Origin of the sequence: Nocardia tenerifensis NBRC 101015 (assembly GCF_000308715.1) — a bacterium.
Classification (GTDB): Bacteria; Actinomycetota; Actinomycetes; order Mycobacteriales; family Mycobacteriaceae; genus Nocardia; species Nocardia tenerifensis.
Map to the genome: position 1 here is coordinate 1 of NZ_BAGH01000044.1, position 6,541 is coordinate 6,541.

The 6,541-nt window shown below is 68.3% G+C and carries 7 protein-coding genes; 3 read left to right on the forward strand and 4 right to left on the reverse strand.

Annotated features, from left to right (window positions below; all coding sequences use genetic code 11):
* Both ON39_RS04020 and ON39_RS04025 read left to right on the forward strand, forming a co-directional pair.
* The coding region (locus ON39_RS04020) for a sensor histidine kinase (protein WP_040731064.1) at positions 1-477 on the forward strand (477 nt) is incomplete at its 5' end.
* 149 nt (positions 478-626) lie between these two features.
* Entirely contained in the window at positions 627-1,796 is a 1,170-nt protein-coding gene (locus ON39_RS04025) for a YhgE/Pip domain-containing protein (protein WP_040731065.1), read from the forward strand.
* A 73-nt stretch (positions 1,797-1,869) separates the two neighbouring features.
* Here ON39_RS04025 and ON39_RS04030 read toward each other — a convergent pair whose 3' ends face one another.
* The 4 genes from ON39_RS04030 to pdxH form a co-directional block, all read right to left on the reverse strand.
* Positions 1,870-2,229: an FKBP-type peptidyl-prolyl cis-trans isomerase gene (locus ON39_RS04030; protein ID WP_040731067.1), complete on the reverse strand. Its 360-nt coding sequence runs from the start codon at positions 2,227-2,229 to the stop codon at positions 1,870-1,872.
* Positions 2,230-2,270: 41 nt separating this feature from the next.
* Positions 2,271-3,584 carry a citrate synthase gene (locus ON39_RS04035; RefSeq protein WP_083894227.1) on the reverse strand — a complete coding sequence of 438 codons (1,314 nt, stop codon included), beginning with the start codon at positions 3,582-3,584 and terminating at the stop codon, positions 2,271-2,273.
* A 188-nt stretch (positions 3,585-3,772) separates the two neighbouring features.
* On the reverse strand, positions 3,773-5,056 hold the full coding sequence (locus tag ON39_RS04040) for an MFS transporter (protein ID WP_246002849.1): 1,284 nt from the start codon (positions 5,054-5,056) through the stop codon (positions 3,773-3,775).
* A gap of 70 nt (positions 5,057-5,126) precedes the next feature.
* Positions 5,127-5,855 carry a pyridoxamine 5'-phosphate oxidase gene (gene pdxH / locus ON39_RS04045; RefSeq protein ID WP_040731070.1) on the reverse strand — a complete coding sequence of 243 codons (729 nt, stop codon included), beginning with the start codon at positions 5,853-5,855 and terminating at the stop codon, positions 5,127-5,129.
* A gap of 160 nt (positions 5,856-6,015) precedes the next feature.
* Between pdxH and ON39_RS04050 the strand changes: the two genes are divergently transcribed.
* On the forward strand, positions 6,016-6,541 hold a 526-nt coding region (locus tag ON39_RS04050; RefSeq protein ID WP_303621510.1), incomplete at its 3' end, for a citrate/2-methylcitrate synthase.

A 6,541-nucleotide genomic window follows, 5' to 3' on the forward strand; every position in this document is an offset into this window, starting at 1 on the left:
ACCGGCGATCTCACCAACGAGCGCGACCATGTCGCCACCGACGTCGGCGACCTGTGTGACCAGGCGGCGCACGACGCCATGCGGCACTTCCCGGGGTTGCGGGTGCACATCGACAGCGATGCCGAGCTGGTCACCCGCGGCCTGCCCGCCGGGCTGCGGCTGGCGGTGGACAACGCGCTGGCCAACTCGGTCAAACACGGCAGGGCCACCGAGGCGCTGGTCTCCGCGCACCGGGCGCCGAACGGGCACATCGTGATCAGCATCGACGACAATGGTCGCGGCATCCCCGTCCATGAGCGGCAGGCCGTGTTCGATCGATTCTTCCGGGGCAGCCAGGCCAGCAAGGGCGGCTCCGGGCTGGGCCTGGCCCTGGTCGCCCAGCAGGCCCAATTACACGGTGGACGAGCCTATTTCGACGACGGAACCTTAGGGGGCATCCGCCTCGTCCTCGACCTCCCCGACCCCGCCGCGCTCTGACCGCTCTCCCCGCCACGCAAGAGACAGTGCTCTGATCGCCCTCCCCCGTCGCGCATGTAACAGCGGCTGGGTGGGAGGCGAGGGCGGTTTTACCGAACTCTCATGAAAACGCCGAGGAGCGCCTCACATACAGGTTCTAGGGTCGCGGCGTGATCGGAAAACGCACCCGCACCGCCCTGCTCGCCCTCGCTCTCGTCGCCGCGGGCGCGCTCGGCGCCGGACTCACCGCGTGCGGACGATCCGACAGCGGCCCCACCGGCATCGCGCTCGTGAACGCCGACGCCGGGCCGACGGGCGCGCGAGTGGTCAAAGCGCTCGAGGGCGCGGGCGGGTACGAATGGACCGCGGCCGAGCCGGGCGAGGCGAGCACCGACGACTACGCCGCGGTGATCACCCTGCCCGCCGATCTCACCGAGTCCATGGGCACGCTGGCCGGCGCCCAGCCGCGCCGGGCCAAGGTCACCGTGGCCACACATCGGGGCGCGGACACCGCTCTGGTGAACGGCGCGGTCGCCGAGGTGACGCACCAGGTGGGCGCGGCGGGTGTCGACGCCGCGCTGTCCGCAGTCGGACAGGCCCGCAGTCAGCTGACGCAGGTGCAGTTCACGGCGCAGTTGCTGAAAGCCGGGGTGAACGCGGCCGCGTCGGGCGCGGAGCAGTTCAGCTCGGGGGCCGACCAGTTGCTGGGCTTCCTGAGCTTCGCCAAAGATGGCTCGGCACAACTGACCTCGGCCATCGCCCTGTTGAACTCCACGGTCGACGGCGCGGCGAAGCAGGCGAACGAGCTTGCCGCAGCATTGGATTCGACCGGCCTCACGATCGCGCAGGTGGAGCGGACCGCGAACACGGTGAACTCGGGGCTGGAGCAGATCATCCCGCTGCTGCGCGCGCTGCCCTTCGCCAATGATCCGGCGCTGGCCGACATCATCAAGAAACTCGAAGGGCTACAGAGTGTTTCGGGCCAGGCGGGCTCGCAGCTGACCGGCCTCGGCTCGCTGGTCGGCGGCGCGGTCGACCCGAACACCGATCTCGGCACCCTGCTGCGCACCGTGGTCGACCGATTGGCCGGCGCCAGTGCGCAATTGAACGAGGGCGCGAAGCTGGCCGAGGGCCTGCCCAAGCTAGCCGACGAGGGCGGCGCCCAATTGGTCAGCGCCATAAGCCAACTCACCGCCGGCGTCACCCAGTTGCAGGGCATCGTCGGCAACCTCAATACCCAGACGGACAAGGCCGTCTCGACCCTTCCCCAGCGCAGCACCACCCAGCAGTCCGCGCTGGCGCTGGCGCTGACCGACCCTGTCGAGATCGTCCGGCAGTAGAACGGCGAAGGCCCGTGCCCCAGAGAGCTGGAACACGGGCCTAACGATCCGTGGCCGTGGCCACGCGGCGAATTTAGTTGGCGTCCAACAGGTCGATCACGAAGACCAGCGTCTTGCCCGCCAACGGGTGCCCGGCGCCGGCCGGGCCGTAGGCCAGCTCCGGCGGGATGGTCAGCTGACGACGTCCGCCGACCTTCATCCCCGGAATGCCGTCCTGCCAGCCCTGGATCAGCCCGCGCAGCGGGAAGTTGATCGCTTCGCCGCGGTTCCAGGAGGAGTCGAACTCCTCGCCGGTGTCGAATTCCACGCCGACGTAGTGCACCTCGACATTGCCGCTGGCCACGGCCTCTTTGCCCTCGCCCGTGATGATGTCCTTGATCACCAGTTCGGCGGGCGCGGGGCCGCCCTGGAACTCGATCTCCGGCTTGGTCATTCAGCTATCCCCTTCGATAGGTGTGGTGAATTTTCTCGGTACTACTGACGATTGTTGATCTCGCGGTAATCGCGGGCGCCGTAGCCGGTGTAGATCTGGCGCGGGCGGCCGATCTTCAGCGGCTCGCTGTGCATCTCGCGCCAGTGCGCGATCCAGCCGGGCAGCCGGCCCATGGCGAACAGGACGGTGAACATCCGGGTGGGGAAACCCATGGCCTTGTAGATGACGCCGGTGTAGAAGTCGACGTTCGGGTACAGGCGACGCTCGACGAAGTAGTCGTCGGTGAGCGCGGCCTCCTCGAGCGCCTGGGCGATGTCGAACAGCTCGTCGTTGCCGAGCTTGTTGAGGATCGCGTCGGCGTGCTTCTTGGCGATCGCGGCGCGCGGGTCATAGTTGCGGTAGACGCGGTGCCCGAAGCCCATGAGCTTCACGCCGTCTTCCTTGTTCTTGACCTTACGGATGAACTCCTTGACGTCGCCGCCGTCGGACTTGATGCCGTCGAGCATCTCGAGCACGGCCTGGTTCGCGCCGCCGTGCAGCGGGCCCCACAGCGCGTTGATGCCGCCGGAGACCGAGGTGAACAGGTTGGCGTCGGAGGAGCCGACGAGCCGCACCGTCGAGGTGGAGCAGTTCTGCTCGTGGTCGGCGTGCAGGATCAGCAGCATGTCCAGCGCCGCGGCGACCTCGGGGTCGACCTCGTACGGCTCGGCCGGGAACCCGAAGGTCATCCGCAGGAAGTTCTCCACCAGGCTCAGCGAGTTGTCCGGGTAGAGGAAGGGCTGGCCGACCGACTTCTTGTACGAGTACGCCGCGATGGTGGGCAGCTTGGCCAGCAGCCGGATGGTGGACAGCTCGACCTGTTCGGGGTCGCGCGGGTCGAGCGAGTCCTGGTAGTAGGCCGACAGCGCGTTCACCGCGGAGGAGAGCACCGGCATCGGGTGCGCGTTGCGCGGGAAGCCGTCGAAGAAGCGCTTCAGGTCCTCGTGCAGCAGCGTGTGCCTGCGGATCCGGTCGGTGAAGTCCTCGAGCTGGGCCTGCGACGGCAGCTCGCCGTAGATGAGCAGGTAGCTGACCTCGATGAAGGTGGAGGACGCGGCGAGCTGGTCGATCGGGTAACCGCGGTAGCGCAGGATGCCCGCCTCACCGTCGATGTAGGTGATCGCCGACTTGGTCGGCGCGGTGTTCATGAAGCCCGGGTCGTAGGTGACGTACCCCGTGCTGGCCAGCAGCTTTCCCAGCTCGATTCCGTCGTTGCCTTCTGCGGCCTTGGCGACCGTCATCGGGAACTCCCCGCCGGGGTAGGTAAGGACCGGCTTGGCGTCGTCGTCGACGTTGATGATGTTCTCAGCGGGCACGGAAGGATCCCTCTCAGGCTAGAACCGTAGGCACCGTCGCGGTCGGCGCACGATGCACTTGTCTCAACGCTAGACGTTCACCGACGCGGACAACCAGGAGGGTAGTCCTGCGGCACCTCACAATCACCTCGTGACCCGGTGAGGTCGGAGCAACACGTCCGGCGGCGATTGCCGACTATTCGCCGGGCTCACGGGGTCACCGTTTCCGCATGTGCGCGGCCTACCCGGTATCGCACGAATGCCGGGAACGCGATGGCGGCGATCACCACGCCGATTACCACGAGAACGCCGCCACCGGCCGCGGCCACAGCAGTACCCAGACTCGCCGCCGCAAAACCGTGGGCAACATCACCGATCCGGGGTCCACCTGCCACAACCACTACGAACACGCCCTGCAGCCTTCCGCGCATCTCATCGGTCGCGACCTGCTGCAACATGGTCACCCGCAGTGCCGCCGACACCATGTCCACCGCGCCGCCGAAGGCCGAGCAGATCAGCGCGAGCCACAGTCCGACGCCCAAGCCGAGGCCGTGCCCGGTGAAGCCGACGGCGACGCCGAAGCCGACCATGGCCAGGCCCCACAGCGCGATGCAGACCAGTACGGCCAAGCCCTGCCGCCTGATCCGCGGTATCCAGCCGGAGAACACACCGCCGAGCACCGCGCCCACCGACATCGACGCGAACAGCAGGCCGAGCGCGACCCCGCCGGTGGTCGGATCGCCGAAGGTCTCGTGCGCGATCTGCGGGAACAGCGCGCGCGGCATGCCGAACACCATGGCGATCACGTCCACCGCGAACGAGGCGAGCAGGATGCGCTGGGTGGCCAGGTAGCCGAAACCGTCCAGCACCGTGCGGAATGCGGCCTTGCGCACCGACCCGCTCGGCGGCAGCGCGGGCAGCCGCCACACCGCCCACATCGTGGCGAGCAGCGCGACCGCGTCGATCAGGTACAGGGTCGAGAGCCCGACGACCGGGATCAGCGCGCCCGCCAGCACCGGTCCGGCGATGGCGCCGAACTGCATCACCGTCATGTTCAGCGAATTGGCCGCGGCCAGTTGGTCTTCCGGCAGCAGGCGCGGGATGGTCGCGCTGCGCGTCGGCTGGTTGACCGCGAAGACCGCCTGCTGCACCGAGAACAGGCCGAGCACCACCCACACGTTGTCGATGCCCGAGGCGGCCTGCGCCCAGAACGCCAGGGCGGTGAGTCCGGTGCCCGCGTTCGTGATGAGCATCAGCCTGCGCCGGTCCATCACGTCGGCGAGCGCGCCGCCCCACAGCCCGAACACGACCAGCGGCACCAGGCCGAACAGTCCTGCCAGGCCGACATAGCCTGAGCTGCCGGTGATCTGGAAGATCTGCTGCGGCACCGCGACGATGGACAGCTGGGCGCCGATGATGGTGACGATGCCCGAGGTCCACAGGCGCCGGAAGTCGGAGTGTCGCAGGGGTGCGGTGTCGGCCAGCAGTCTCACCGGCGGGAGCATATCGAGTCGGGCCCGATTGCCTCGGTACGATATTTCTCACCCGCCGGTCGGGAATACGTCAGGGCTGTAGTCGCTCGACCTTCATCGCCCCATCCGTGATCCGGACCCGAATCCGGTTGTGCAGCCTGCCCCGTCGGCCCTGCCAGAACTCCACCTCGTCCGGCCGGATGAGGAAGCCGCCCCAGTGCGGCGGCACCGGGATCTCGTCGACGGCGTCGAAGCGCGCGACCGTCTCGGCCATGATGCGGTCCAGCTCGGCCCGCGAGCCGATCGGCGCGGACTGCCGCGAGGCCCACGCGCCGAGCTGCGAGTCGCGCGGACGCGAGCGCCAGTAGACCGCGGTCGTCTCGGCACCGACGCGTTCGATCGGGCCGCGCACGTGCACCTGCCTGCCGAGCGCGGGCCAGACGAAGGTGGCCGCGGCGAACGGGACGGCGGTGAGCTGGCTGCCCTTGGCCGAGTCGTAGTTGGTGTAAAAAGTCACACCTTCGGGCGAGAGTCCCTTACACAGCACCGTCCTGGCGACCGGTCGCGGCGTGCCGTCGGCCAGCGACACGGTGGCCAGCACCATGGCGTTGGGCTCGGCGACGCCGACCGCGGTCGCCTGCTCGATCCAGTGGCGTAACAACGGTTCCCAGCCGCCGGCCAGCCATGTTTCGTCCAGATCGATGTCCTCGCCGCTGCCGAACGGGGCGCCGCCGTACTCCGCGCGCATGGCCGCGAGGTCGGTGCTCGAGGGGATTTCGGCCGTCTCCTGGCCGCCGGGTGAATTGTCCAGGTCACGCATGGGCCAGACGTTACTCCGGGGTAGCAAGGATCTAAGGTGTTGTTGATCGGCATGTGCTCGGCGAGCCTCGTGCTATCGCATCGCCGAGAAGCAGGTCTTATCGAGTGACCTGCAAGAAGTCGCTACGCAGCGGCCCGAAGTTGCAAGGAGAAGTCACAACATGACTACCAGCCCCGCGGTGCCTACCGGGCAGACCGCAGTACCCAGTGATTTCGTCAGCGGCCTGGAGGGCGTGGTGGCTTTCACCACCGATATCGCCGAACCCGACAAGGACGGCGGCGCGCTGCGCTACCGCGGCGTCGATATCGAGGACCTGGTCGAAGGCCGGGTGACCTTCGGCGACGTATGGGCCCTGCTGGTCGACGGCGAGTTCGGCCGCGGCCTGCCGCCCGCCGAGCCCTTCCCGCTGCCGGTGCACACCGGCGACGTGCGCGTCGACGTGCAGGCGGGCCTGGCCATGCTCGCCCCGATCTGGGGTTACCAGCCGCTGCTCGACATCGACGACGAGACCGCCCGCGACAACCTGGCCCGCGCCTCGGTGATGGCGCTGTCCTACGTCGCGCAGTCGGCGCGCGGCATCTACCAGCCCGCGGTCCCGCAGAAGAAGATCGACGAGTGCACCACGGTCACCGAGCGGTTCATGACCCGCTGGAAGGGTGACCCGGACCCAAGGCACACAGGGGATA